Origin of the sequence: Oligella ureolytica DSM 18253, from assembly GCF_000373745.1 — a bacterium.
GTDB lineage: Bacteria > Pseudomonadota > Gammaproteobacteria > Burkholderiales > Burkholderiaceae_B > Oligella > Oligella ureolytica.
In genome coordinates this window covers 1-4,140 of sequence record NZ_KB892334.1, presented here as the reverse complement: position 1 = coordinate 4,140, position 4,140 = coordinate 1, and the positions used below count along the sequence as shown (strand labels likewise).

Genomic DNA, 4,140 nt, shown 5'->3' with positions numbered 1-4,140 from the left:
TGGTGTATCCGATGGGGTAGTTGTCTGGATGGTTGCTCCTTCGGCAGCACTTGGTGCAGGAGCAACAACGGCTGCCGTTGCACCGGGCGTAATAGCGATGATTCCTTCATTAGGTACTGGGTTGAAAGTGTATGGATTAGCTTCATTAGAATCAGTTACTGGTGGAATTGGTACTTCTTCATTTCTTAATGAGGACTACAAGCTATCTAATCTTGCTTATGATTTATCTGTAGGTGTTGTAATAGACAGCACAGTCAAAAAACTTATAGAGAAATCTGCAGTGAAAGGAGTTAGTAAGCGATATGTAGAAACTAAAGGAGCAGTTACGAATCATTTCTTAGGCGATGGAGTTAGTAGTGCCATTTCTAATAAGTTAGGTTCTAAAGATGCAACTCTTGTTCCAAAAACAAATTGGCCAAAACTTTTACGGAGTAACGATGATTAAATTTCGTGAAAAATTACCGGACGGATGGTCTCTTGGTCTTTCGGGCATTAGTCACCGTTTTGTTTATCTTAATAGTAGGTTAGCATTTGGGGTTTCTAAATTGCTGAAATTACGACAAACAGAATCATTAGTTTATGGTTTGAATATTCTAACTTTTTTATTGATTTTTATTGAATTGTATTTAATTAATTCTATCGCTGCAGGTATATTTGCTCTATTTTATGAGCGATTTATTTTTATATTAGTTGGGACAATTGTGCTTTTCTTTTTGGGCAGAGCCTCTCTTCCTTATTGGAGTGAGAGAGAGGATGATGACGAAGACTAAAGTTTTTACGGTAGTAGTTTAAGCTTTAATCGTCACCAAGGAAATAGAAGAGTATACCGCCGCCCCAGTCCTTGCTCATTACCTCTACGGTAAAGCAGCAGCCGATTTAAACGCCGATGAAAAAGCCACCATCTCCAGCATCACGAGTCTAGTGGGAGCCGGTGTGGGCGCAAGTTCAGGTACGGACTCGGGTATTGCGCAAGGCGCAAAGTCGGCGGGGACGGCGGTGGATAATAATTGGATGTCACCGTTAGAATATCAACGACGTCAAGAATTAGTGGATAAATCCCTTGAAAAGGGAGTACTTGGTCTTGGTCAACGCGAGCTGACCTTAGAGGAAGCACGTGAGTTCATTGATTTAGTTGAAAAAGATGCCTATGCGGACAAGTTGCTTGGGCGCTACCAAGCAGATAGCTCATCCTTGAGTCCTCAGGAAACACAGACCTTAGCTTTGATATTGGAGCAAGTATCAGGAGGCGATCCGGAGCTTGCTTTACGTATTCTTGATATGCCCATTGCTGATGGCAAGGTAGAGGATTCATACGTTAGTGAACTCTATAGCAAAGCTCTTCAACAAGTCGGTGTGTATGAATCGATGGATATGAGGCTTGCCCAAGCAGCAGAACCTGCACTTTATTTTATCTCGGGTCCTGTGGGGGCTGTGGTGAGAGGCGTTTCAGCGGCTGCGGGAGGCTACAGTATTGGACAGGGTTCAGCGGCTCTAGCGGATGGTCAGTTAGTGGATGGCTCAATGCAAATGATTGGTGGTACGCAGATGGTGGCCCCTGTCTTTGCTAAAGAAGCCCTGTCGATGGGTTTAAAAACACCTAATTCTCTAGTCCTTAGACCGGTGGCAGGTACGGGCTCCAAAGGGATACGTTATGAGCCTGCTCTAACGGATGCAGCCCTCTTAGTTAAAGCAGGCGTGACTGACGCCAATGTGTTGAAAGCTGTTTCTAATGCGAAAAGTATTTCAACGGCTAAGGGTATTGAATCGACTGTGCCTAGGGACTTGTGGGAACAGAGCTTGTGGAGGCAGGTCATTATAAATCCAGGTAAAGGTAAAGGTTTGCAGGGGTTAAATAATGATCCACGATTCTTGGAGAGTGCCGGTTTTAAGAAAATGGCAGTTAAACATGAGTTACCAGATGGCAATGTAATAGAAATTCATTACCAATATAATAAATATACCGATAAAGCCTATGATATAAAAATGAAGTCGCCACAACGTTCAAGATTACAACCGGGTGCTTCAATCAATAACGGTATTAGCAAAGGAAAATAAATGAAGATTAAATATACCAATCGTTATCGTACAGTGATTTTAGATGTTTTTAGTATTTATTGGGGAATGAGAAATGAAGGCACGAAAGAGGAAGAAGTATTTACCTACTTTTATGCGATATATGGACCGCAAGATGCCGCTTTAGGGGTTTATGACTCAAAAGAGGTTGAGGTGGTTGATCCGAGGTTAGAGGGTGAGTGGGTTTATACTGGAAACATGAGGTTTAATGGGGTATGTTATGCGCCTTTAGCTAAAGAGCGGCTGCTTGATGATGTCATCGATAGAGACCCTGAGGCAATCAAGAAGTTTCTTCAGTTTGCTATAAGGGATGGTCTGTTGGACGCAGAGCTTTATAAGGATGCGCTTTGATTGAAGGCTGACATCCTAGTTATATAGGTGATTGAAACGGCTCGTAATGGTAGCCTTGGCAGTCTCACGAGCTTAAGCGCCGGGGGATCGACCACCTTGGCCGGAGCGCAGGTCTTTGGTGAGAAGGTGCAAGTCAAGACTCCGACCCTTACCATTCAGAGCGTACAGGACACCGCGACCTATGAGGGTAAGCAGCAGAACATAGGAGGACAGCTGACGGTGGGTTATGGGGTCTCGGGTAGTGCGAACTACCATCGCTCTTCACTCACTGCTGATTACGCAAGCGTGACCGAGCAATCGGGTATTTATGCTGGGGACGGTGGTTATCAGATTGAGGTAGCCGAGCACACGGACTTGCGAGGTGGGCTAATCACCTCGACGGCGGCGGCGGAAGCCGCTGGTCATAACCGCTTTAGCACGGGTACCTTAAGCGCAAGTGATGTTACTAACCATGCGGAGTTTAAGGGCAGTAGTATTGGTCTTGGTGCGAGTGGTGGCGTTAATAGCAGCGGATCGGGTGACGGTGTCTTTGACCAACGCCAAAGCACGTCGGATAAAAGCGGTCTTGCGTCCACTGAAGCCAGTGGCAGTGTAGGCTTTGGGCAGGTAAGTGATAGCGAAGGTAGTACGACCTACAGTGGCATTAACACGAAGAACATCCTGATCACGGACGCTGCCAAGCAGACTCTCCTCACGGGACTCAGTGCCGAGGCGATGGCTGATCGTGTCTTGACCGCGACGACGACGGAGAATGCTGAGGCCTTAAGTGGTGCACTAGAGAATCGCTTTGATGCGGTGGCCCTACAAAAAGAACTGGATACCCAACGTGCGGTGTCACAAGCTTTTAGCCAAAACGTGCAAAGCGCCAACAACTGGATAACGGAGCCTTACTGCTCAGCACCATTGCTGCGGGCTTAAGCGCACCGACCGACAGTGCGCTAGGGATTGCGACCGCTACCCTCAGCCCAAGCTTTGCCAAAGAGATCGGACAATACTTTAAGTCAACCGATAGGGAAGGCAGTACTGAGCATTTAATTGCGCACGGACTTTTAGCCGCAGCGGTAGCGGCCACGGGGGGTAACAATGCCTTAAGCGCCGCAGGTGCAGCGATGAGTGCCGAAGCTGCAGCCCCAGTGCTCGCCCATTACCTCTACGGTAAAGAAGCAGCCGACTTAAACGCCGATGAAAAAGCCACCATCTCCAGTATCACGAGTTTAGTGGGTGCCGGTGTGGGCGCAAGTTCAGGTACGGACTCGGGTATTGCGCAAGGTACGCAGTCGGCGGGGACGGCGGTGGATAATAACTACCTTACTGTCAAGCAAATTAATGATTGGGCTGAGGAAATTAATTCTTGCGAGACAAAAGCAAATTGCAATCAAATTATTGAGAAATACGAACAACTGAGTATTTCACAGCAAGAGCAATTAATTAGTGACTGCGCTAATAACCCAGAACAGTGTGCTCAGGACTATGGGTTCATCATTACAGACTCATTGTTAGTTAAACAAGCGCTAGAGAATGCCTTAAGCCAAGACATACCGATAAAAATGGCTTACGATTTGATGGCGTTATATATCGTGCAGCGAGATGCTGAAGGGGTTATTCTTTCAGAGAATTTTGCCCTTGAGTTGCAAGAGCGTTATGGGTTAAGTCTAGAAGATGCCTTATTAGCGGGGCATGCTGTGAACTCTGTCGGCAGGGCAGTTAAGGCTAAGT

The 4,140-nt window shown here is 46.4% G+C and carries 5 protein-coding genes and 1 pseudogene; all 6 read left to right on the top strand.

What is annotated here, in order from left to right; all coding sequences use genetic code 11:
- Nucleotides 1–445: pseudogene (locus B092_RS16155) on the top strand (VENN motif pre-toxin domain-containing protein); the annotation flags it as partial.
- Nucleotides 438–770, top strand: a complete 333-nt coding sequence (locus B092_RS0111010) for a hypothetical protein (RefSeq protein ID WP_018575293.1) — start codon at nt 438–440, stop codon at nt 768–770. The pseudogene B092_RS16155 and the gene B092_RS0111010, both read left to right, overlap by 8 nt.
- A 28-nt stretch (nt 771–798) precedes the next feature.
- Nucleotides 799–2,055 carry a VENN motif pre-toxin domain-containing protein gene (locus B092_RS14765; protein WP_332299381.1) on the top strand — a complete coding sequence of 419 codons (1,257 nt, stop codon included), beginning with the start codon at nt 799–801 and terminating at the stop codon, nt 2,053–2,055.
- Nucleotides 2,056–2,424, top strand: a complete 369-nt coding sequence (locus B092_RS14760; protein WP_018575291.1) for a hypothetical protein — start codon at nt 2,056–2,058, stop codon at nt 2,422–2,424.
- A 27-nt stretch (nt 2,425–2,451) separates the two neighbouring features.
- Nucleotides 2,452–3,342: a hemagglutinin repeat-containing protein gene (locus tag B092_RS15760; protein ID WP_018575290.1), complete on the top strand. Its 891-nt coding sequence runs from the start codon at nt 2,452–2,454 to the stop codon at nt 3,340–3,342.
- A gap of 191 nt (nt 3,343–3,533) precedes the next feature.
- Nucleotides 3,534–4,140 (top strand): VENN motif pre-toxin domain-containing protein (locus B092_RS15920; protein ID WP_244870505.1); only part of this gene is annotated, 607 nt, incomplete at its 3' end.

Excerpts from the sequence above, each read along its gene's own strand:
- B092_RS0111010 (WP_018575293.1), top strand. The coding sequence starts at position 438 with ATGATTAAATTTCGTGAAAAATTACCGGACGGATGGTCTCTTGGTCTT.
- B092_RS14760 (WP_018575291.1), top strand. The coding sequence starts at position 2,056 with ATGAAGATTAAATATACCAATCGTTATCGTACAGTGATTTTAGATGTT.